Consider the following 22,239-nt stretch of genomic DNA (forward strand, 5'->3'; position numbering starts at 1 on the left):
ACGGGTTTCCTTCATTTTACCGATGGTGAGTGTCGCCAGCCGGTCGCTGAAAATGGCGAACCTGGATCTGGAAACCATTACGTAAGCCTACATAGAGGCTTTCCCCGGGAACTAGCCCCGCAGCGATGGCCCAACGGGCCAGGTCTTCCTGCTCGAAACCTAACCAGAGATCGCCACAGGCCTCCCTGGCCCAGCTCTGGTCATGACTACACAATTCTGTTACCAGCAAGCTACCGCCGGGTTGCACGCATTCGGCCAGTTGCGCCAGCGCTTCGGCCGGTGCGGCGAAATGATGGAGCACCATGTTCACGACGACGCAGTCGGCGCGCACTTTACTGTCGGTCAGTGCATCGGCCAGCTTCAGCTCGACATTAAGCAGTGCCTTGCGCTGACAAAGGTCGCGGGCCAGTTCCAGCATCGCCGGGCTGTTGTCCATCGCGACCACATGCCTGAAACGTCTTGCCAGCTCCGGGAGAAAGCCGCCGTCGCCGGGGCCTACTTCCAGAGCTGTTGCCTCGTTGCCGAAGCTGAGCTTGTCCAGCAGTGTCAGCAGGCTTTCACTGTACTGGGCGAGGCCGGCGATCAGGTCCTGCTGAGCACGAAACTTTTCCGCTGTCCGGGCAAAGAAATCCTGACTGGCCAAGGCGCGTTGACGATGCACCAGACCAATACGCCCCTGAACGTCATCCGGCAATGCCAGCGTGTCCACTTCATCGAGCAGGGCGGCGTGCAACCTGCCACCGGGCAAGTCGGTATGGGGCAGGGCGCGACGGTAAAAAATCGCGTTACCTTCACGCCGCGTCGCGACCAGATCGGCCTGCGCCAACACTTTCAGGTGATGGCTCATGCCCGACTGGCCAATCGCGAAAATCTGCGCCAGTTCCAGCACGCCGAACGAGTCGTTGGTCAGGGCACGCAGAACGTTGAGTCGCAACGGATCGCCGCCGGCCTTGCACAATGCAGAGAGGTCGTCGCATGCATCATGGCGGATTGCAGGCACGCGCAGGTTCATAGGGTCCGCAGTCTAGTGATCGATTCATAAGGTCGCAAGGCCAATATCAAAAAGTTTTGATATTGCTCGATGGGTGGCGTCTGTCGATCCTGCTGAACTTGTCACAAGCTGGCGCTATCCAGTAGTGACAGGCTAATTAATGTCCACAACACAGGAAAAAAGCCTAAGGTCTACTATCTGTGATTGCCCCCGGCCGGTCCCTGAGGGAAAATGGCCACCTTTTTAAGATCCCAATCCTTTATTCCCAGGAGATCAGCGATGCCAAGCCGTCGTGAGCGTGCCAACGCTATTCGTGCACTCAGCATGGATGCCGTGCAAAAAGCCAACAGCGGCCATCCGGGTGCCCCCATGGGCATGGCGGATATCGCCGAGGTTCTTTGGCGTGATTATCTGAAGCACAACCCGGCCAACCCTGCGTTCGCCGACCGTGACCGTTTCATCATGTCCAACGGTCATGGCTCGATGCTGGTCTATTCGTTGCTGCACCTGACCGGCTACGACCTGTCCATCGACGACCTGAAGAATTTCCGCCAGTTGCACAGCCGCACGCCGGGTCACCCCGAGTACGGTTACACCCCGGGCGTTGAAACCACCACGGGTCCGCTGGGTCAGGGTTTTGCCAATGCAGTCGGTTTCGCCGCTGCCGAGAAGACACTGGCGGCGCAGTTCAACCGTCCGGGCCATTCCATCGTCGATCACCACACCTACGTGTTCATGGGTGACGGCTGCATGATGGAAGGTATCTCGCACGAAGTCGCTTCGCTGGCTGGCACGCTGCAACTGGGCAAGCTGATCGCGTTCTACGATGACAACGGTATCTCCATCGACGGCGAAGTCGAAGGCTGGTTCACCGACGACACCCCGAAGCGTTTCGAGTCCTACGGCTGGCAGGTCATCCGCAATGTCGACGGTCACGATTCCGACGAGATCAAGACGGCCATCGACACCGCTCGCAAGAGCGATCAGCCGACCCTGATCTGCTGCAAGACCACCATTGGTTTCGGTTCGCCGAACAAGCAGGGCAAGGAAGAGTCCCACGGTGCTCCGCTGGGCGCTGACGAAATCGCCCTGACCCGTGCCGCCCTGAAATGGAACCACGGTCCTTTCGACATCCCGGCTGACATCTATGCCGAGTGGAACGCGAAAGAAAAAGGTCTGGCTGCCGAAGCCGAGTGGGATCAGCGTTTCGCGGCCTACTCCGCTGCGCATCCTGAACTGGCCAACGATTTCATCCGTCGCATGAGCGGCGAACTGCCGGCTGACTTCGCCGAGAAGTCCGCAGCTTACGTGGCTGAAGTCAACGCCAAGGGCGAAACCATCGCCAGCCGTAAAGCCAGCCAGAACGCCCTGAGCGCGCTGGGGCCTTTGCTGCCTGAGATCCTCGGCGGTTCGGCTGACCTGGCCGGGTCCAACCTGACCATCTGGAAAGGCTGCAAGAGCATCACCGGCGAAGACCCTAACGGCAACTACCTGCACTACGGTGTGCGTGAGTTCGGCATGGGCGCAATGATGAACGGCATCGCGTTGCACGGCGGTTTCGTGCCCTACGGCGCCACCTTCCTGATCTTCATGGAATACGCCCGTAACGCAGTGCGCATGGCTTCGCTGATGAAGAAGCGCGTGATCTATGTGTTCACCCACGACTCTATCGGTCTGGGCGAAGACGGGCCGACTCACCAGCCGGTCGAACAGCTGACCAGCCTGCGCACCACGCCGAATCTGGACACCTGGCGTCCAGCCGATGCGGTGGAATCCGCCGTGGCCTGGAAATACGCCATCGAGCGTAACGACGGTCCTTCGGCGCTGATCTTCTCGCGTCAGAACCTGCCTCACCAGGCGCGTGACGAAGCCCAACTGGCTGGTATCGCTCGCGGTGGCTACGTGCTGCGCGACTGCGTCGGCGAGCCTGAGCTGATCCTGATCGCCACCGGCTCGGAAATCGGTCTGGCCGTTCAGGCTTACGACAAACTGATCGAGCAGGGCCGCAAGGTGCGCGTAGTCTCCATGCCATGCACCAGCGTGTTCGAAGCTCAGGACGCCGGGTACAAGCAGAGCGTTCTGCCGCTGCAAGTCAGCGCACGTATCGCCATCGAGGCCGCGCATGCCGACTATTGGTACAAGTACGTCGGTCTGGAAGGTCGCGTGATTGGCATGACCACCTTCGGCGAGTCGGCGCCTGCGCCTGCGCTGTTCGAAGAGTTCGGCTTCACGCTGGAAAATGTCCTGAGCACCGCCGAAGAGCTGCTCGAAGACTAAGCAAGACGTGTGTCTCCTCGCAGGAGCGCGCCTGCCCGCGAATGAACGGTTCGGACGACAACTCGTTGTCTGGACCGTTGCATTAGCTGGCAGGCGCATTTTTGCGGGTTCAGCTTAAATCCGAGAGAACCTCATGCCTCAGCCCCGTGCTTACAAAGTTGCCCTGAACGGTTACGGCCGCATCGGTCGTTGTGTCGTGCGTGCGCTGTGTGAGCGAGGGGTCAAAGCCGGGTTTGAAGTGGTTGCAATAAATGATCTGGCCGACATGGCCAGTCTCGAATACCTGACGCGCTTCGATTCCACCCACGGCCGGTTCCCCGGTCAGGTCAGGGTCGAAGGGCAGTATCTGCACATCAATGATCACCGGATCAAGGTTCTGCGCAGCTCGACGCCTGAAGAGATTGACTGGGCGGCGCTGGACGTCGATCTGGTGCTCGAATGCTCCGGTGTGTACAACACCCGTGAAGACGGGCAGCGCTTTCTGGACGCTGGCGCGCCCCGCGTGCTGTTCTCGCAGCCGATGGCCAGCGAGGGTGATGTCGATGCCACAGTGGTGTTCGGCATCAACCAGCAAAAATTGACCGGTAACGAACTGCTGGTGTCGGCCGCCTCCTGTACCACCAACTGCAGCGTGCCGCTGCTGCGCCTGCTGGATCAGGCTGTCGGGCTGGAGTACGTCACCATCACCACGATCCACTCGGCCATGAACGACCAGCCGGTGATCGACGCCTACCATCACGAAGATCTGCGCCGCACGCGCTCGGCGTTTCAGTCGATCATTCCGGTCTCCACGGGCCTTGCTCGCGGAATCGAAAGGCTGCTTCCGGAACTTGCCGGCCGAATTCAGGCCAAAGCTGTTCGCGTGCCGACCGTCAATGTGTCCTGTCTGGACATCACGTTGCAGACGGCTCGTGACACCGATGCACTAGAGATCAACCGAATCCTGCGCGAGGCCGCCACCAGTGGCCCGTTGAAGGGTCTGCTGGCCTACACTGAGTTGCCGCACGCCAGCTGCGATTTCAATCATGACCCGCATTCGGCGATTGTTGATGCGAGTCAGACCCGCGTTTCGGGACCCCGGCTGGTAAATCTGCTGGCCTGGTTCGATAACGAGTGGGGCTTTGCCAATCGAATGCTCGACGTTGCAGAGCACTTTCTGCGCGTCGCTGACCAACAACAGTAAAAAACAGGAACGCCTCATGACCGTGTTGAAGATGACCGACCTCGATCTGCAAGGTAAACGTGTACTGATTCGTGAAGACCTCAACGTTCCTGTGAAGGACGGCGTTGTCAGCAGCGATGCACGCATCCTTGCTTCGCTGCCGACCATCAAGCTGGCGCTGGAAAAGGGGGCGGCCGTGATGGTCTGCTCGCACCTGGGCCGTCCGACCGAGGGCGAGTTCTCGGCCGAGAACAGCCTCAAGCCGGTTGCCGACTACCTGAGCAAGGCGCTGGGTCGTGACGTTCCGCTGGTTGCCGATTACCTGGACGGCGTTGACGTCAAGCCGGGCGATATCGTGTTGTTCGAGAACGTGCGTTTCAACAAGGGCGAGAAAAAGAACGCCGACGAACTGGCGCAGAAATACGCTGCCCTGTGCGACGTGTTCGTGATGGATGCTTTCGGCACCGCACACCGCGCCGAGGGCTCGACTCACGGCGTGGCCAGGTTCGCCAAGGTCGCTGCGGCAGGTCCGCTGCTGGCTGCCGAGCTGGATGCACTGGGCAAGGCACTCGGCGCTCCGGCCCAGCCGATGGCGGCCATCGTCGCCGGTTCAAAGGTGTCCACCAAGCTGGACGTGCTTAACAGTCTGAGCGCGATCTGCAATCAGTTGATCGTCGGCGGTGGCATCGCCAACACCTTTCTGGCCGCAGCCGGTCACAAGGTCGGCAAGTCCCTCTACGAGCCGGACCTGCTGGACACTGCGCGCGAAATCGCCGCCAAGGTCAGTGTGCCATTGCCGACCGATGTTGTGGTCGCCAAGGAATTCGCTGAAAGCGCCACTGCAACCGTCAAGCTGATTGCCGATGTGGCCGATGACGACATGATTCTGGACATTGGTCCGCAGACCGCAGCGCACTTCGCCGACTTGTTGAAATCTTCGAAGACTATCCTGTGGAACGGTCCGGTCGGTGTGTTTGAATTCGATCAGTTCGGCGAAGGCACCAAGACGCTGGCCAAAGCCATTGCCGAAAGCTCTGCGTTCTCCATTGCGGGCGGTGGCGACACACTGGCAGCCATCGACAAATACGGTGTGGCCGAACAGATTTCCTATATTTCCACAGGCGGCGGCGCGTTCCTCGAATTCGTGGAAGGCAAGGTTTTGCCTGCAGTTGAAGTGCTTGAACAACGCGCCAAGGCCTGAATCCAGGCATTTGGACAAGGAGTCGTACATGGTCAGGGCGTTACCGTGGTTCCTCATCGCAGGGTTGCTGGGCGGTTGTGCAGGCAAGCCTGAAGCCGAAGAGGCCGAGAGCGCTTCCCGGACCGATGTGCTGCATTTGAGTTGTTATCAGGCGGGCTGGCAGGCCGAGACGGTGCCGGTGATCTACAAGCGCGGCGGCCAGGAGGTATGGGATCGTTATGAATTCATGCCCAAGGCAACAGGGTTGCCAGGCTGTCCGTGAACCGGGTTGAGGCTTTTGCGGCAACCACGGCAGGCTTCAGCGGTCATTAGTGGGTGGACATCTTTTTATGAAGAAGGAGTTTTGCCATGAAGATCGCTGCCCTGGCGCTTGTGAGTTGCGTTGCATTGGCCGGTTGTGCCGGTTCGGGCTCACATGCCTGCAAAGTATTCAGCCCGGCCTCTGTGGATGTGCCGACAACCGAGAACAGTCAGCGGGTCGAGGCGCGCGCCACGGGTGAGCCGGCCGATGACGGTAAACAGGAACAGAACTGCCCCTGACATCACGAAGCCACAGGCACACGCCGGGTTTTGCAGGGCAGGCCAGGAGAAGTCATGAAAGGCTTGATTGCCCTCGGAACATTGGCGGTGCTGGGCGGTTGCTCGATGATGAGCAAGCCACAACAGAATGACCCGTGGAATCACTGGGTCTGCGACAGCGGTGCCGAGATTCATTGGCGCTATATCGATTCAGCTAAAAAAGAAGTGGATGCGCGCCTGAATCAGAGCGATCAGGTTTTCAGGCTAAAGGCCGAACCGGGAGCTTCCAGTGGCACGCTTTACAGTAATAATGTGCTGGCGTTCGACAACAAGGGCAGCGAAGGCCTTGTGTATTGGGATGCCACCAATGATTTGATCGGTCGCGGCTGCAAAGCCAGATAAGCCGTAGCCGGTGCACCATTCGCAGGGCTCGCGGCCTATGCGTATAACTTGAATAGCAGCCGCCACTACGGCAGGCTTGCACGATTAACGACCCTACCGGGAGAGACACAGACAATGGCACTTATCAGCATGCGCCAGATGTTGGACCACGCAGCCGAGTTCGGCTACGGCGTTCCAGCTTTCAACGTAAACAACCTGGAACAAATGCGCGCCATTATGGAAGCGGCCGACAAGACCGACTCCCCGGTGATCGTTCAGGCTTCGGCCGGCGCCCGTAAATACGCTGGTGCCCCGTTCCTGCGTCACCTGATTCTCGCGGCAATCGAAGAGTTCCCGCACATTCCAGTGGTCATGCACCAGGACCATGGCACCAGCCCTGACATCTGCCAGCGTTCGATCCAGCTGGGCTTCAGCTCGGTCATGATGGACGGCTCGCTGAAGGAAGACGGCAAGTCTCCGGCCGATTACGAATACAACGTTGACGTGACCCGTCGCGTGGTTGCCTTTGCTCACGCCTGTGGCGTGTCGGTGGAAGGTGAGCTGGGTGTTCTTGGTTCGCTGGAAACCGGTATGGCCGGTGAAGAAGATGGCGTCGGCGCTGAAGGTGTCCTGGATCACAGCCAGATGCTGACCGACCCGGAAGAAGCGGCCGACTTCGTCAAGAAGACTCAGGTCGATGCCCTGGCCATCGCTATCGGCACCAGCCATGGCGCGTACAAGTTCACCAAGCCGCCTACCGGCGACATCCTGGCAATCGAGCGCATCAAAGAGATTCACAAGCGTATTCCCAACACCCACCTGGTGATGCACGGTTCTTCGTCCGTTCCTCAGGAATGGCTGAAAATCATCAACGAATACGGCGGCGACATCAAAGAGACTTACGGTGTGCCGGTGGAAGAAATCGTTGAAGGCATCAAGCACGGCGTGCGCAAGGTCAACATCGACACTGACCTGCGTCTGGCGTCCACCGGTGCCATCCGCGAATTCATGGCCAAGAACCGCAGCGAGTTCGACCCGCGCAAGTACCTGGCCAAGACCGTCGTCGCCATGCGCGACGTCTGCATCGCCCGCTACGAAGCCTTCGGCACTGCTGGCAACGCCTCGAAGATCAAACCGATCTCCCTGGACGCCATGTTCGAACGCTACGCCCGCGGCGAGCTGGATGCCAAGATCAACTGAGTTGATCAAGCATTGAAAAACCCGCAGCGATGCGGGTTTTTTGTGTCTTCAGAAACCTATGGTGCTGCTGGAATGTGATGCAGAACGTCACGGGCTGCATGCCCGCGCTCCAGCGGGGTAACGCTTCTCAGGGCATTCTTCGTCCAGCCCGCGGCGTTTCCTAAACCGACTTCATCAACCCCGCACACGCCGTTTTGTAAGCCTCATGCTGATACTTGTTCAGTGTGTCGGGCAGGGCGAAGCCGTGTTTCTTGTTCTGGGCGTTGATGGTTTGCGGGGAAACGAGCGTCACGTCGCAATCGGCCAGCAACTGGAATACCGTTTCGATCTTGAACGTGGTCGGGCCGCCGGCGAATTCGCCTTTCTTGCTGCGCTTCTTGATCGCAACATGGCTGATGCCGTTCTCGCGAACAAAGCTGGCGATCCGAGTGGCGAAGGCTTTGACGTTGGCACACTCGTCGTCATCTTCCAGCGCAATTTTTTTCGTCGCCAGTGACAGATGTGCGATGCCGCCTTGCTGACGTGTGGCCAGAGCAAAGATGGCTTCACTGCCTTTGATTTCTACACCGCAAATAATCATGAGAAAACCTGATGAAGTGATTCATAAAAGAAACAGGTTATCTCATCGCTGGCGTTATTCCTGTGCAATCGACTCCAGATACTCCGACCGTTCATCACTCATGCGTGCCACGCAGTCGTTTTCACTGATGGTGAACGCCTTGCTGCCTGCTGCCGATGGAAACACCTCGACCGCGCAATCGGCATCACGCAGTTTTTCCCAGGCTGCCTGAGCAGTCTTGAGTTTGCTGGTGAAGTCGTTGAATTGAGTTTTGTTGGCGACGAACTGCGACTGGACCCGCTGAAGCAGGTTGTGGAAGTTTTCCTTGAGCAGTTCTTCCGCGGTGTGTCGGCTATAGGCCGAGCACTCCAGCGTCTGATTGTCAGCGTCGACCCCATCGCAAGGCGTGCTGTCCGGATTCTGAGCAGCGTGTGCGCCTGTCACGGCCGTGGCCATCAGGGCCATGGTCAGGAAAATCGTTCTCATTGAGTCGCTCCGATCCATTGATGTAACGAATTCTGTCCTAACCGCGTGACAATGAACAGGTTTACGGCAGGGTGTGACGAAGTGCTGTCACCCTTTGTCGTTTCTTGACGCTTTCGGCAAGCCCCTTGTCGTTTTTGCACCCGGCTCGGCCAACCCTCCGGCATATGCTGACCCCAATAGCGCCGACAGCCGATTCGGTGCGCAAGAACCTGAATGGGGACAGCCTGATGAGCCCAGCCGAACTGCACGCCGACAGCATCGTTATTGACGGGCTGATCATCGCCAAGTGGAACCGTGAACTGTTTGAAGACATGCGCAAGGGCGGCCTGACCATGGCCAACTGCACCGTGTCGGTATGGGAAGGCTTTCAGGCCACCATCGACAGTATCTGCACCAGCCTGAAGCTGATGCGGGAAAACAGCGACCTGGTGATGCCGGTCCACACCACCGCCGATATCCGCAAGGCCAAGGAACTGGGCAAGACCGGTATCCTCTTCGGCTTCCAGAACGCCCATGCCTATGAAGACCAGATTGGCTATGTCGAGATCTTCAAGAAGCTCGGCGTCGGCATCGTGCAGATGTGCTACAACACCCAGAATCTGGTCGGTACCGGCTGCTACGAGCGGGACGGCGGGCTGTCGGGCTTTGGTCGCGAAATCGTGGCCGAGATGAACCGCGTCGGCGTGATGTGCGACCTGTCCCACGTGGGCTCCAAGACTTCCGAAGAAGTCATTCTCGAATCGAAAAAGCCGGTCTGCTACTCCCACTGCCTGCCGTCCGGTCTTAAAGAACACCCGCGTAACAAGTCCGATGCCGAACTGAAGTTCATTGCCGATCATGGCGGCTTCGTGGGCGTAACCATGTTCGCGCCGTTTCTGGCCAAGGGCATCGAGTCGACCATCGACGATTACGCCGAAGCCATCGAGTACGTGATGAACATCGTCGGCGAGGACGCCATCGGCATCGGCACCGATTTTACTCAGGGGCACGGCCAGGACTTCTTCGAGTACCTGACCCACGACAAGGGCTACGCCCGCCGCCTCACCAACTTCGGCAAGATCATCAACCCGCTGGGCATCCGTACCGTGGGTGAGTTTCCCAACCTCACCGAAACGCTGCTCAAACGCGGCCATCCAGAGCGCGTAGTGCGCAAGATCATGGGCGAGAACTGGGTAAACGTTCTCGCCGACGTCTGGGGCGAATAAACCGCCTGTTACACCTGAACCCATTACACGCCCACGGCCCTGATTGCGGTGGGTGTAACCCGAATCATCTGGAGTTTGTTCCCCATGGCCAAAATCGCCCCGCAACTGCCCATCGAAGTCGACAGCGAAACCGGTGTCTGGACCTCTGATGCACTGCCGATGCTTTACGTGCCTCGCCACTTTTTCGTCAATAACCACATGGGCATCGAAGAAGTACTGGGCGCCGACGCTTACGCCGAGATTCTCTACAAGGCGGGCTACAAGTCGGCCTGGCACTGGTGCGAGAAAGAGGCCGAATGCCACGGCATTGAAGGCGTCGCCGTGTTCGAACATTACATGAAACGCCTCTCGCAGCGCGGTTGGGGACTGTTCAAGATTCAGGACATCGACCTCGAAAAGGGTACGGCCAGCGTCAAGCTCGAGCACTCCTGTTTTGTCTATGTTTACGGCAAGGTCGGACGCAAGGTCGACTACATGTTCACCGGCTGGTTCGCAGGTGCCATGGATCAGATCCTGGCCGCCAGCGGCAGCTCGATCCGCACGGTGGCCGAGCAGGTCTACGGTGGTTCGGAAGAAGGTCATGACGACGGACTCTTTGTCGTCAAACCGCTGTAAATCGAGGATCGCGTTATGGCTTTCGAAGCGATGTTCCAGCCGATCCAGATCGGCAAGCTCACCATCCGCAACCGCGTGCTGAGCACTGCGCATGCCGAGGTTTATGCGACCGATGGTGGCATGACCACCGACCGTTACGTGAAGTATTACGAAGAGAAGGCCAAGGGCGGTATCGGTCTGGCCATCTGCGGCGGCTCGTCCAGTGTTGCGATCGACAGCCCGCAAGGCTGGTGGAAGTCGGTCAACCTGGCCACTGACCGGATCATCCCGCATTTCCAGAATCTGGCCGACGCCATGCACAAGCACGGCGCCAAGATCATGATTCAGATTACCCACATGGGGCGCCGCTCTCGCTGGGACGGCGATCACTGGCCGACCCTGATGTCGCCCTCGGGCATTCGTGAGCCGGTGCACCGCGCCACCTGCAAGACCATCGAACCCGAGGAAATCTGGCGCGTGATCGGCAATTACGCCAGCGCCGCAGCACGAGCCAAGGCCGGTGGCCTGGACGGTGTGGAGCTGTCAGCCGTGCACCAGCACATGATCGACCAGTTCTGGAGCCCGCGCGTCAACAAGCGCACGGATGAATGGGGCGGCAGTTTCGAAAACCGCATGCGCTTCGGCCTGGAAGTGATCAAAGCCGTGCGCAAGGAAGTGGGTCCTGACTTCTGTGTGGGGCTGCGTATCTGTGGCGACGAGTTTCACCCTGACGGCCTCAGTCACGAGGACATGAAACAGATCGCCAAGTATTACGATGATACCGGCATGATCGATTTCATCGGTGTCGTGGGTTCCGGCTGTGACACCCACAACACGCTGGCCAACGTGATCCCCAACATGAGTTATCCACCGGAGCCGTTTCTGCATCTTGCGGCCGGTATCAAGGAAGTGGTCAAGGCACCTGTGCTGCATGCGCAGAACATCAAGGACCCGAATCAGGCCACACGGATTCTGGAAGGCGGCTATGTCGACATGGTCGGCATGACGCGTGCGCACATTGCCGATCCGCACCTGATCGCCAAGATCAAAATGGGCCAGATCGACCAGATCAAACAGTGCGTGGGTGCCAACTACTGCATCGACCGCCAGTACCAAGGGCTGGACGTACTGTGCATCCAGAATGCCGCCACGTCGCGTGAATACATGGGCGTGCCACACATCATCGAAAAATCCACCGGGCCGAAACGCAAGGTCGTGGTGGTGGGTGCCGGGCCTGCCGGAATGGAAGCGGCGCGGGTGTCTGCCGAGCGTGGGCACGATGTGACGCTGTTCGAGAAAAAAGAGTTCATCGGCGGGCAGATCACCACAGCTTCCAAAGCGCCGCAACGTGACCAGATTGCCGGTATCACCCGCTGGTTCCAGCTGGAACTGGCGCGCCTGAAAGTCGACCTGCGTCTGGGTACCGCTGCCGACGCGGCCACCATCCTCGACCTGCGTCCCGATATCGTGGTGCTGGCGGTGGGCGGTCATCCATTTCTGGAGCAGAACGAGCACTGGGGCGCTGCCGAAGGGCTGGTGGTCAGCAGTTGGGACGTGCTCGATGGCAAGGTTGCACCGGGCAAGAACGTACTGGTCTACGACACCATCTGCGAATTCACCGGCATGTCCGTGGCCGACTTCCTGGCCGACAAGGGCTGCCAGGTCGAAATCGTCACCGACGACATCAAGCCCGGCGTGGCGATTGGTGGTACGTCGTTCCCGACCTACTACCGCAGCATGTACCCCAAGGAAGTGATCATGACCGGCGACATGATGCTGGAAAAGGTCTATCGCGAGGGCGACAAGCTGGTGGCCGTGCTGGAGAACGAGTACACCGGGGCCAAGGAAGAGCGGGTCGTGGATCAGGTGGTGGTGGAGAACGGTGTGCGTCCCGACGAGGCGATTTACTACGCGCTCAAGGACGGTTCGCGCAACAAGGGCCAGATCGACATTGACGCGCTATTCGCCATTCAGCCGCAGCCTTCGTTGAGCGAGCCGGGCGACGGTTACCTGCTGTTCCGCATTGGCGATTGCGTGGCGCAACGCAACACCCACGCAGCGATCTACGACGGCTTGCGCCTTTGTAAGGATTTCTGAGGGTTTTTTTGAGGTGTCACGGTCTTGTGGGAGCTATCGCTATGTCCATGACACAGCGCTGTCGCGCAGTAAGCACTGGACTGTGGGAGGCGGCTTGCCAGCGATGCGGTCGACGCGGTGCATCAGGAGTGCGTTGTAATCGTTCATCGCGGGCAAGCCCCCACCCACAAGGCATAGCTTTCATTCAGTACGTTGCGGCAATCAGACGATTTGGCCTGCAAGACCGCTTGGCTTTCGGGAGCTTCAGATGCTAGACACTCTTCTTCCCATCCTGCTGTTCTGCGCCCTGGCCCTTGCAGTGCTGGGCGCGATGCGGCGGGTAAAAATGTGGCGCAACGGGCGGGCCTCCGACGTCGCTTGGCTGGGCGGGCTGCTGGCCATGCCCAAGCGTTACATGGTCGATCTGCACCATGTGGTCGCCCGTGACAAATACATCGCCAACACCCACGTCGCCACGGCAGGCGGTGCGGTAGCGTCCATCATTCTGGCGATTCTGGTGCATGGCTTCGGTCTGCATAACCGCCTGCTCGGCTACGCGTTGCTGTTGATGACGGCTGTCATGTTCGTGGGCGCAATCTTTGTTTATCGACGTCGCCTGAATCCGCCCGCACGCTTGTCCAAAGGGCCATGGATGCGCCTGCCGAAAAGCCTGATGGCGTTTTCCGCGAGCTTCTTCCTGGTCACGCTGCCGGTGGCGGGCATCTTGCCCGAACACTTCGGCGGCTGGGTGCTGGCCGTGATCCTGGGGCTGGGTGTGCTGTGGGGTGTGAGCGAACTGTTCTTCGGCATGACCTGGGGCGGGCCGATGAAGCACGCTTTCGCCGGTGCGCTGCACCTGGCCTGGCACCGTCGCGCCGAGCGCTTCGGCGGTGGTCGTTCCACCGGTCTCAAACCACTGGACCTCAAGGATACGAGCGCGCCGCTGGGTGTGGAAAAGCCTGCGGATTTCACCTGGAATCAATTGCTGGGTTTTGACGCCTGCGTCCAGTGCGGCAAGTGCGAAGCGGCATGCCCGGCGTTCGCGGCAGGCCAGCCGCTCAATCCGAAAAAGCTCATTCAGGACATGGTCGTGGGTCTGGCAGGCGGCACCGATGCCCATTTTGCGGGCAGTCCGTATCCGTCGCTGGATGGTAAAGGCAAGCCGATCGGCGAGCACGGCGGCAACCCGCATCAGCCGATCGTCAACGGTCTGGTGGACGCCGAGACACTGTGGTCGTGCACCACCTGCCGGGCGTGCGTCGAGGAATGCCCGATGATGATCGAGCACGTCGATGCCATCGTCGACATGCGTCGTCACCTGACCCTGGAAAAAGGCGCGACACCGAACAAGGGCGCCGAAGTGCTGGACAACCTGATCGCCACCGACAACCCCGGCGGTTTTGCACCGGGCGGACGCATGAACTGGGCGGCGGATCTGAATCTGAGCCTGCTCAGTGAGAAAAAGGCCGTGGACGTCGTGTTCTGGGTCGGTGACGGCGCGTTCGACATGCGCAACCAGCGCACATTGCGTGCCTTCGTCAAAGTCCTCAAAGCCGCCGGCGTCGACTTCGCTGTGCTGGGGCTGGAAGAACGCGACAGTGGTGATGTGGCGCGTCGTCTGGGTGATGAAGCGACTTTCCAGATGCTGGCCCGACGCAATATCCAGACCTTGGCCAAGTACAGCTTCAAGCGCATCGTGACCTGCGATCCGCACAGCTTTCACGTACTCAAAAACGAATACGGCGCGTTCGGTGGCGACTATCAGGTGCAGCATCACAGCACGTATATGGCCGAGCTGATTCAGAACGGATCCGTGAGATTGGGGCAGCACAAAGGCACCAGCGTGACGTATCACGATCCGTGCTACCTGGGCCGCTACAACGGCGAATACGAAGCACCTCGCGACGTGCTGCGTGCGCTGGGTATCGAGATAAAGGAAATGCAGCGCTCGGGCTTCCGCTCGCGTTGCTGCGGCGGCGGTGGCGGCGCGCCGATCACTGACATTCCGGGCAAGCAGCGTATTCCTGACATGCGCATGGATGATATTCGCGAGACAGGTGCCGAGCTGGTGGCGGTGGGTTGTCCACAATGCACGGCCATGCTCGAAGGCGTGGTCGAGCCTCGGCCGCTGATCAAGGACATTGCCGAACTGGTGGCCGATGCACTGCTGGAAGATGACGTTATCCCCAGCAAGCCTGTCCCGGCAAAACGTGAACCTGCGGAGGTGCACTGATGAGCGACATTATCCGCCGAGACCCACGTGCCGAGTGGATCGCCCGTAACCGCCTGCACCCGCTGCATGCGGCGATGCAACCCTCGCAGGCCAGCTGGATGGGGCCTAACGGCCTGATGCGCAAGAACGTGCACGGCGCGGGCTTTATCGGACCTAATGGCATCAAGCGCATTGACCGCAGCGGTGCGCAACAGGGTGGCGCGGTCAAGCGCTCGGCTGCTTCTGAAGTGCAGCTGCCGTTGCATCAGGTTCTCGATCCGGCGTTTTACATCAGCGTTGTGCCGGACATGGTGGGTGGCCGCCTGAGTAGCCACGACCGTGACCTGCTGGGCCTCGCTCGTCAATTGGCAGGCACGCAAGGCGCTGTTCTGGCCGTGGTGTTCGGCGAACACAAGGAAACCACGTTCGAGACAGCGGGCGTTGACCGCTTGCTGATCCTGGACGGCAGTCAGTTCAACGGTTACTCACCCGAGCAGCGCGTGCAGGGGCTGCGTGCTGTGGATAACCAGTTCAACCCTCGCCACTGGTTGCTGCCCGACAGCCGCACCGGTGGTGGCGAACTCGGACGTCGGTTTGCGGCCAGTATCGGCGAGCGCCCAGCGACCCGTGTCTGGCAGGTCAAGGACGAGCAGTGCATCGGCAGGGCCGGTGCTGGACGGGAAGATCTGATCCGGCCCGTCGCAAGGCTCATCCTGGCGGCGGCTGAATGTGCAGAACCCGTGAGCGAGACACGACATGAAGCTGCTGTCGTGGAGTTATCCACAACGGTGGCACGCAGCTTGTCTCGCATTGAAGATCTGGGGGCAGTCACAGTCGATCCCGCAGTTATCCCCATGGCGGAAGCCGAGTTCATTCTGTCCGGCGGTAACGGGGTCAAGGACTGGGCGTTGTTCCACCGTACAGCGATGGCCCTGGGCGCGACCGAAGGTGCGTCGCGCGTTGCAGTCGATGACGGATTCATGGGCCGTGAGCGCCAGGTCGGTGCCAGCGGCACCTGGGTGACTGCGCGGGTTTATGTGGCCGTGGGTATTTCTGGTGCCATCCAGCATTTGCAGGGCATTGGCGCCTGCGACAAGGTCGTTGCCATTAACCTCGATGCAGGCTGCGACATGGTCAAGCGCGCCGATCTGTCAGTAATTGGTGAGAGCGCGGCCATTCTCGACGCGCTGATTGCGGCGGTTGAGGCCTGGCGCAATGGGGAGAAACGAGATGCGGCCTGAACAGAGTAAAGCGGTAGTGGATAAGTCTGAGGTGCAGATCATCAGCCTTGTGTCTGTAGGAGCTCACCCGACCTCAGGCCGTGCGCGCCGCGCTGAACAGGATGCACGCGCAGTTGAACTCGGCTTGCAGCTGGTTGGGGATAACTTGCGGGTGCTGCATGCAGGCGATGCACAGGAGCCTGCGTTGCGCGCTTATCTGGGCATGGGACTGAGCGAACTGCATGTGCTGGAACAGCCGCAAGGTGCCGACGCGCTGGCGGCGTTGACTGACTACATTCGAGATTCAGCCGCGCAAGTTGTGCTGACCGGCAGTCAGGCGGAAACCGGCGAGGGGTCAGGCATGTTGCCGTTCCTGCTGGCCGAAAAGCTCGGCTGGCCACTGGTGACCGGGCTTGCCGAGGTCGAGTCGCTGGATAGCGGTATTGCGCTGATTCTGCAGGCGCTGCCTCGTGGGCAGCGTCGCCGTCTCAAGGTACGTCTGCCCTTTCTCGCGACTGTGGATAACGCGGCACCCAAACCGCGCCAGAGCGCTTATGGCCCGGCGCAACGCGGGGTACTAGGCGTTGATGAGGTTGAGGTGGTGACCGATGAGTTACTCACAGGTCCGGCGCTGCAGCCCGCCAAGCCAAGACCCAAGCGCCTGAAAGTGATCAAGGCCAAGAGTGGTGCTGATCGAATGAAAGCCGCGACAGCCAAGGCCAGTGGTGGCGGTGGGCAAGTGCTCAAGGGGCTGAGCCCGGAGGAGGGCGCAGCCGCGATTCTGAAACTGTTGGTGGAAGAGGGCGTCGTGCGCTAAGGCAGGACGTCTACTTACACACAATCCCTGTGCGTTCGCCTGTGGATAACGTGTTCGCGCTTTGCTGAACGCCTTGTAAACTGTGGCTTACACAGGTGTGGTCAAATATTGATCAGCTTAAGTCACGGTTTTTCCAAGACTTTTCCATGTGGGTAAACAGTCCACCGGCCATTGCCTGTTCTAATAACTACCCACAATCTCTGTTGGCGTCCCTGTGGGCAAGTTGTTCGTGATTCGCTGAAAGCCCCGTTTTATAAGGCTTTCAAGGGTTTGTACAAAAAATAGTCAATTAACGCATGCCAGCGCTGCTTTGCTCGATTTACGTTGCAAATTTTGATTTTTAGCAGGTTTTCCACAATCTGCGTCACGCAACGCCAAGTTGTACCCAAAGTCTGTTGGTGCTTCTGTGGATAACATGTTCGCGATCGGCTGCGTCCCTTGACTGACGGGGACTGTAGCGATTTGGTCAAAAAATAGACAGCTCCTGAGGCGGCTCTCTTTCAGCTCTTCAGGTTTCAGTATGTCTGGCTTGAAAACGACTTACCCAGAGGTCTCGAACGGGTCCTGTGGGTAAGTCATTTCAATCTTGCCGTGTAACGCCTGCTCCAAGTGAGTTCTACTGGCATAGCGCGTCAGGGACTAGCGCCGTTTGGCTCTCAGTGCATAAGGCACCCAAAGCGTGAAGGCTTCCGGGGGCGTCCAGCCTGAGTTTGAAACGTGAGCCACGATGCAGATGTACACAATGCCCTCATAACTCACCCGATCGTCCACTTTGTAGCTGTGGTCCAACACCCATTCGTGCACATCACCGCCGTCCTCACCTTTGGTGGCGGTTTTCAATATATTGCTGGGGCCGGAAAACACGTTGCCGGTGTCCCTTGCGAAGACCACATACTCATATTGGGTGTTGGCGGTCAGCCCGCTGTCTGTGAAGCTGGTAGCGGGTGCTTCGATCTCGGCAATCTGGTCTCCATTTCGAATCAAATCGTATTCCATCAGCGGGTGCAGGCCGACGGACGATGGGTTCCACAGCAGCGAAATGCTTGTTGTCGTTATCTCTGTCGTGTGCAGATCCGTCGGGGCGGTCGGCCGCTCGCCTCCACCTTCTACCTTGGTACTGACACTGATGACGGCGGATTTATCTGAGGTGACGTTATCTGTGTCAGTCGCTGTGATCTGGTAATCGTAGGCTTTGCCCGGCTCAAGACCAGTATCCATGAACGGAGGATGTGTCGTTTCAGGCAGGTGAACGCCGTTACGATACACGTCATATCTCAGGACTGGCTTATTCCACTCCACGAGATCCCATAGCAGCGTGATGGAGTCGGTGGTTTGTGTCGTTGACCTGAAGTGAGCGGGTGCTGGCGGTTTGTCCGGCCCAGGTTGTTCGCCTTCAGTCAGATAGCCATAACGAGTAACGAACTCCCAGTCATAGGGCTTGCCGTCCTTGTCTTTGCCGTCATCCCAATTGATGGACCACGTCATCAGGCCGCGAATCGGATTGCCGTCGCTTTCCAGGTCTGCCATTGCGTCTTTTATATCCTGAGGGTCAATCACATAGCCGGTAGCTGCCCCGTCATTGTTGCTTGGCAAGCCGATGGCGAGACGGTCGGCAGGAATAGATGAAAACCCCCGTGTGCCATTGATCAGGCTGTCGGTAAGGTAATAAAGAAAGTCCTTTTTCTGGTCATCATTGTTTTGAGTGATCCAGGCATTCAGTTCATCAACCCATATGCCATCACCGCCTTGGTTATAATACTGCGGTGCAATGAAGTCATAGTAATTTTCAAGAGCTGAAATGTAGGCAAGGTAAGGCCCGGATTCCCGGAGATAAGGAAACTCTGGTGCCATGCTGATAATGAAATGCTGACCTTCGGTTTTGTAGTGGTCGCGCACCAGTTTCAGTGCAGCAGGTAATACCGTAGCGTTATCGGCAAAGGTGATTGCGGTCTGTTCAAGATCGATGTCCAGGCCGTCAAAGCCGTAGACCTCGACCAGCCGGCAGATTTCAGCGGCCAGCGCGGCTTCCTGACCCGCATGCAATTCAATGTGGGCATCGGCGCCACCCAGTGAGATCAGCACCGCTCTGCCTTGTGCGTTCAGCTTGGCGACCTCGGCACGAAACTCTGAATCGGTCCCTTTGTAAGGTTTGAAGGTCGGGATGCCGTTGCCTTTCATAAAGGCCACTGCCACCACGTTGTAGGCCTCCGGAACCTCGCTCAGGAGCATTTCCTTGAACATGCCCTGCCGGTAACCCTGACCTGGTTCCGGCCCCCAGTTATGCCAGAAACCCATGAGGATATTTTTTTGGGACATATCCGGCATGTTGGAGGCCGCATCGGCACTCCGCTTTCTGAAGTTCGAGATATAGCGGTGTATATATTTTTTGAATAAGTAGCGAGTGAACATGTTTTTCTCCGTGCACTAAATAACGTACGCATGAGGTGCGTCGTACGTTTCCATTCCGTTGGAACGTCAACCAAGTTTAGTCGGAGAAAAAGCTGTGCAACGCCGGGTCATGAGAGGGGCGGTGCATATTTAAAGGATTCAAGACGGATGGTAGAGCGTTTTGAGTACGAAGTTCAGGTATGACCTGAACTTCGTGGGTTTATGTGCCGAGCCTTTATTCGTGATTGACCGCCACGCCTTTCAGATACGGCGCAGGTTCGGCCCCCAGGTTTTCCAGCATGCGCGAGCTGTACCAGTCGACGAAGTTGACGACCCCAAACTCATAGGTCTTTGAATAAGGACCTGGCTGATAGGCTGTGGAGTTGATGCCACGCTGGTTTTCTTCGGCCAGACGACGGTCCTGATCGTTGGTGGCATCCCAGACCTGACGCATGCGCTCGACGTCGTAGTCCACACCTTCGACCGCGTCCTTGTGGACGATCCACTTGGTGGTAACCATGGTTTCCTGCGCGCTGATCGGCCATACGGTGAACACAATGATGTGATCGCCCATGCAGTGGTTCCAGGAGTGAGGCAGGTGCAGGATGCGCATCGAGCCCAGGTCCGGGTTCTGGATACGGCCCATCAGTTTCTTGCAGCCGACCTTGCCGTCCAGGGTCATCGACACGGTGCCTTTGAGCAGTGGCATGCGCACGATGCGGTTACGCAGGCCGAAGCTGGCGTGGGCGTAGGGAATCTTCTCGGCTTCCCAGGCGGCGGCAGAGGCGGCCACGTGGTCCTTGAAGGCCTGATCGGCACGCGGGTCGGTTACGTCGTCCCACTCCAGCAGAGTCTTGAGCAGTTCGGGGTGGGAAGCGTTGCAGTGATAGCACTCGCGATTGTTTTCGAGCACCAGCTTCCAGTTGGCCTTTTCCATCAAGGTGGTCTGCACCGCCACCTTGGTGTTCTCCATGTCGTAGGGTTCCATGTAATGGCGCAGGGTCGACAGGAACTCGTCGATGGCCGGCGGGTTTTCCGCCAGGCTGATGAAAATGTAACCGCCGGCGGTTTTCACGTTCACCGGCTTCAGGCCGAACTGCGTCATGTCGAAGTCGGCACCCATCTCGCTGCCGGCATACAACAGGCGGCCATCCAGCTCGTAGGTCCACTGGTGATAGTGGCAGACCAGTTTGGCCACTTTGCCTTTCTCGGCGGTGCACAGACGCGAGCCTCGGTGACGGCAGACGTTGTGGAACGCGTTGACCGCTCCATCCGGGCCGCGCACGACCAGGATCGGATTCTTGCCGATCTGCAGTGTCAGGTAATTGCCCTTGGCCGGGATTTCACAGGTCATCCCCGCAATGAGCCACTCCTTCTGGAAAATCTCCTGCATGTCGATTTCAAACAGCCGCTCATCACTGTAGAAAGGCTGCGGCAATGAATACGTGCGTTCACGATTCTGCAGCATCTCGGCAGTGGCCTTGCGTGCAGGTTCCAGCAAGTCGCCCAGGCTCAGGGTTGCGGTGACGTCCATCGTTAAATCCCTCATGACCGCGTCTGAAGGCGGCCTGCGAATGTGGCTGATACGGTTGTTGTAGCGCTGCACGCAGGGCGACGGATCAGTCGTCCTTGCTTGATTGCCCTTGGTGGCGAGTGTGGAGGCGGGCGCGCGGTGAACCTTATCCATGCGCGACATGGCCGAATCCGTTCCCGACGCGAAACACCTTGTCGTTGGGGGCTGGTCGCCGTAAGTACGTGAATGTCGTTGATGGATAAGTGACGACGTCTTCGGTTAAGCAGAATCCGCACCATAAGAGGCCGACAGGCGGCCGTGGAGATACTGTATGTCCCAAAGTTTCCTCAGCCCGGTCACAACCCAGACATGGGCCAACGGGCGCCACCTGGTACGTGTCGTCAAAGTCATCCAGGAAACCTGGGATGTACGCACTTTCTGCTTCATGGCCGACCAGCCGATCCTGTTCTTTTTCAAGCCCGGTCAGTTCGTGACCCTGGAGTTGGAAATCGACGGCGTGCCTATCATGCGCTCCTACACCATCTCCAGTTCGCCGTCGGTGCCCTACAGTTTCTCGATCACCGTCAAGCGTGTGCCGGGCGGCAAGGTCTCCAACTACCTGCACGACACATTGCACGAAGGCCAGGAGCTGGCCGTGCACGGGCCGGTCGGTCTGTTCAACGCCATCGATTTTCCCAGCCCGAAGGTTCTCTACCTCAGCGGCGGTGTCGGCATCACGCCGGTGATGTCCATGGCGCGCTGGTTCTACGACACCAACGCCAACGTCGACATGGTGTTCGTGCATAGCGCCCGCTCGCCGAAGGACATCATCTATCACCGCGAGCTGGAACACATGGCGTCGCGGATCGACAATTTCAGCTTGCACCTGGTCTGTGAAAAACACGGTCTGGGTGAGCCGTGGGCCGGTTACCGCGGCTATCTGAATCAGAAGATGCTTGAGTTGATGGCTCCGGACTTCATGGACCGCGAGGTGTTCTGCTGCGGACCCACGCCCTACATGTCGGCGGTCAAGCGTCTGCTGCAGGAAAACGGCTTCAACATGGCGCAGTACCATGAGGAGTCCTTTGGTGCGACACCGCCTGAGGCGCGCGCCGATGCAGTCGAGCAGGCGGAAATCGCTGCGGATGCACCGGACATCGATATTGCCGATCTGCATCAGGTCGAGTTCACTGACACCGGCAAGAGCATTCGGGTGGGACCGGGTGAAACCGTCCACGCCGCTGCCGCCAAGCTGGGCCTGATGATCCCCAAGGCCTGTGGCATGGGGATCTGCGGTACCTGCAAGGTGATGAAAATCAGCGGCGAAGTGGAGATGGAGCACAACGGCGGCATCACCGACGAGGACGTCGCAGAAGGCTACATCCTCTCTTGCTGCAGCGTGCCGAAAGGGGACGTGCGGATCGAGTATTGAGGTCTG

At 58.8% G+C, this 22,239-nt stretch carries 19 protein-coding genes; 14 read left to right on the top strand and 5 right to left on the bottom strand.

The window, feature by feature from the left end; all coding sequences use genetic code 11:
- Positions 1-16: 16 nt before the first annotated feature.
- On the bottom strand, positions 17-1,012 hold the full coding sequence (locus tag JTJ32_RS11290) for an ArsR/SmtB family transcription factor (RefSeq protein WP_099228696.1): 996 nt from the start codon (positions 1,010-1,012) through the stop codon (positions 17-19).
- 258 nt (positions 1,013-1,270) lie between these two features.
- On the opposite strand from JTJ32_RS11290, the gene tkt reads away from it, so the two are divergent.
- The 7 genes from tkt (at position 1,271) to fba (ending at position 7,731) form a co-directional block, all read left to right on the top strand.
- Positions 1,271-3,268, top strand: coding sequence for a transketolase (tkt, locus tag JTJ32_RS11295; protein WP_210042057.1), 1,998 nt, complete (start codon positions 1,271-1,273; stop codon positions 3,266-3,268).
- 133 nt (positions 3,269-3,401) lie between these two features.
- Positions 3,402-4,451: an erythrose-4-phosphate dehydrogenase gene (epd, locus tag JTJ32_RS11300; protein WP_210042058.1), complete on the top strand. Its 1,050-nt coding sequence runs from the start codon at positions 3,402-3,404 to the stop codon at positions 4,449-4,451.
- Between the two features lie 16 nt (positions 4,452-4,467).
- On the top strand, positions 4,468-5,631 hold the full coding sequence (locus tag JTJ32_RS11305) for a phosphoglycerate kinase (RefSeq protein WP_210042059.1): 1,164 nt from the start codon (positions 4,468-4,470) through the stop codon (positions 5,629-5,631).
- A gap of 28 nt (positions 5,632-5,659) precedes the next feature.
- On the top strand, positions 5,660-5,893 hold the full coding sequence (locus JTJ32_RS11310; protein ID WP_004880233.1) for a hypothetical protein: 234 nt from the start codon (positions 5,660-5,662) through the stop codon (positions 5,891-5,893).
- A gap of 86 nt (positions 5,894-5,979) precedes the next feature.
- Positions 5,980-6,171 (top strand): hypothetical protein, encoded by a 192-nt coding sequence (locus JTJ32_RS11315; protein ID WP_210042061.1) that lies wholly within the window; start codon positions 5,980-5,982, stop codon positions 6,169-6,171.
- A 54-nt stretch (positions 6,172-6,225) separates the two neighbouring features.
- Entirely contained in the window at positions 6,226-6,552 is a 327-nt protein-coding gene (locus JTJ32_RS11320; RefSeq protein ID WP_004880229.1) for an MliC family protein, read from the top strand.
- A 114-nt stretch (positions 6,553-6,666) separates the two neighbouring features.
- The gene (fba, locus tag JTJ32_RS11325; RefSeq protein WP_099228692.1) at positions 6,667-7,731 is read left to right on the top strand and encodes a class II fructose-bisphosphate aldolase; all 1,065 of its coding nucleotides are present in this window, start codon (positions 6,667-6,669) and stop codon (positions 7,729-7,731) included.
- 160 nt (positions 7,732-7,891) lie between these two features.
- On the opposite strand, the gene JTJ32_RS11330 is transcribed toward fba, so the two are convergent.
- Complete coding sequence (locus JTJ32_RS11330) at positions 7,892-8,311, bottom strand: DUF3010 family protein (RefSeq protein WP_210042064.1); 420 nt, start codon at positions 8,309-8,311, stop codon at positions 7,892-7,894.
- A gap of 54 nt (positions 8,312-8,365) precedes the next feature.
- Positions 8,366-8,776: a lysozyme inhibitor LprI family protein gene (locus JTJ32_RS11335; protein WP_210042066.1), complete on the bottom strand. Its 411-nt coding sequence runs from the start codon at positions 8,774-8,776 to the stop codon at positions 8,366-8,368.
- Between the two features lie 227 nt (positions 8,777-9,003).
- Here JTJ32_RS11335 and JTJ32_RS11340 point away from each other — a divergent pair, with 227 nt between their 5' ends.
- The 6 genes from JTJ32_RS11340 to etfB all read left to right on the top strand — a co-directional run bounded on the left by JTJ32_RS11340 (position 9,004) and on the right by etfB (position 16,900).
- Positions 9,004-9,981 (top strand): dipeptidase, encoded by a 978-nt coding sequence (locus JTJ32_RS11340; RefSeq protein WP_025993273.1) that lies wholly within the window; start codon positions 9,004-9,006, stop codon positions 9,979-9,981.
- Between the two features lie 84 nt (positions 9,982-10,065).
- The gene (locus tag JTJ32_RS11345) at positions 10,066-10,596 is read left to right on the top strand and encodes a DUF5943 domain-containing protein (RefSeq protein WP_004880220.1); all 531 of its coding nucleotides are present in this window, start codon (positions 10,066-10,068) and stop codon (positions 10,594-10,596) included.
- A gap of 15 nt (positions 10,597-10,611) precedes the next feature.
- A complete protein-coding gene (gene dgcA / locus JTJ32_RS11350; RefSeq protein WP_099228688.1) occupies positions 10,612-12,672 on the top strand; it encodes a dimethylglycine demethylation protein DgcA in 2,061 nt (686 codons plus the stop codon).
- A 247-nt stretch (positions 12,673-12,919) separates the two neighbouring features.
- Positions 12,920-14,884: a dimethylglycine demethylation protein DgcB gene (gene dgcB, locus JTJ32_RS11355; RefSeq protein ID WP_210042068.1), complete on the top strand. Its 1,965-nt coding sequence runs from the start codon at positions 12,920-12,922 to the stop codon at positions 14,882-14,884.
- Entirely contained in the window at positions 14,884-16,104 is a 1,221-nt protein-coding gene (etfA, locus tag JTJ32_RS11360; RefSeq protein ID WP_210042070.1) for an electron transfer flavoprotein subunit alpha, read from the top strand. The genes dgcB and etfA overlap by 1 nt, the downstream gene beginning before the upstream one ends.
- The gene (etfB, locus tag JTJ32_RS11365) at positions 16,094-16,900 is read left to right on the top strand and encodes an electron transfer flavoprotein subunit beta (protein WP_210042072.1); all 807 of its coding nucleotides are present in this window, start codon (positions 16,094-16,096) and stop codon (positions 16,898-16,900) included. The genes etfA and etfB overlap by 11 nt, the downstream gene beginning before the upstream one ends.
- Before the next feature lie 639 nt (positions 16,901-17,539).
- On the opposite strand, the gene JTJ32_RS11370 is transcribed toward etfB, so the two are convergent.
- Positions 17,540-19,309: a fibronectin type III domain-containing protein gene (locus JTJ32_RS11370; RefSeq protein WP_210042074.1), complete on the bottom strand. Its 1,770-nt coding sequence runs from the start codon at positions 19,307-19,309 to the stop codon at positions 17,540-17,542.
- Between the two features lie 214 nt (positions 19,310-19,523).
- The gene (gene gbcA, locus JTJ32_RS11375) at positions 19,524-20,822 is read right to left on the bottom strand and encodes a glycine betaine monooxygenase oxygenase subunit (protein WP_184322508.1); all 1,299 of its coding nucleotides are present in this window, start codon (positions 20,820-20,822) and stop codon (positions 19,524-19,526) included.
- Between the two features lie 310 nt (positions 20,823-21,132).
- Between gbcA and gbcB the strand changes: the two genes are divergently transcribed.
- On the top strand, positions 21,133-22,233 hold the full coding sequence (gbcB, locus tag JTJ32_RS11380) for a glycine betaine monooxygenase reductase subunit (protein WP_099228682.1): 1,101 nt from the start codon (positions 21,133-21,135) through the stop codon (positions 22,231-22,233).
- Positions 22,234-22,239: the final 6 nt, after the last annotated feature.

Source organism: Pseudomonas alliivorans (assembly GCF_017826695.1).
Classification (GTDB): domain Bacteria; phylum Pseudomonadota; class Gammaproteobacteria; order Pseudomonadales; family Pseudomonadaceae; genus Aquipseudomonas; species Aquipseudomonas alliivorans.